The organism is Streptomyces sp. P9(2023), from assembly GCF_032436795.1.
Classification (GTDB): Bacteria; Actinomycetota; Actinomycetes; order Streptomycetales; family Streptomycetaceae; genus Streptomyces.
Window position 1 is genome coordinate 1 of sequence record NZ_JAUPWM010000276.1, and the last position, 330, is coordinate 330.

Consider the following 330-nt stretch of genomic DNA (forward strand, 5'->3'; position numbering starts at 1 on the left):
TGCGGTTTGCCTATCTCTGTGAGCAAGGACAGGAGGGCCAGATGCAGCCAGAGGTTCAGCCCGCGCTTCAGGGGCGCCGGATTCTGCTTATCATTGGCGGCGGCATCGCCGCCTATAAGACGCTTGAAGTGATTCGACGGCTGACGGCGGCGGGCGCATCGGTCGTGCCGGTGCTGACGCGCGCGGGCGAAGAATTCGTCACCCCGCTGTCGGTCGCGGCGCTGGCCGGCGAGGAGGAGCGGGGGAGGGCGGAGCTGGAGCTGGCGATGCCCGGCACCGCCAAGCCGTGCGCCGGGCCGGCGGGCGTCCCCGAGCTGCCGGGCGCCGGGG

Annotated in this window: 1 protein-coding gene; it reads left to right on the forward strand. The window is 71.5% G+C overall.

What is annotated here, in order from left to right:
• Positions 1 to 41: 41 nt before the first annotated feature.
• Positions 42 to 330, forward strand: a 289-nt coding sequence (locus Q5762_RS37625; RefSeq protein ID WP_315896810.1) for a flavoprotein, incomplete at its 3' end; no start/stop codon positions are given.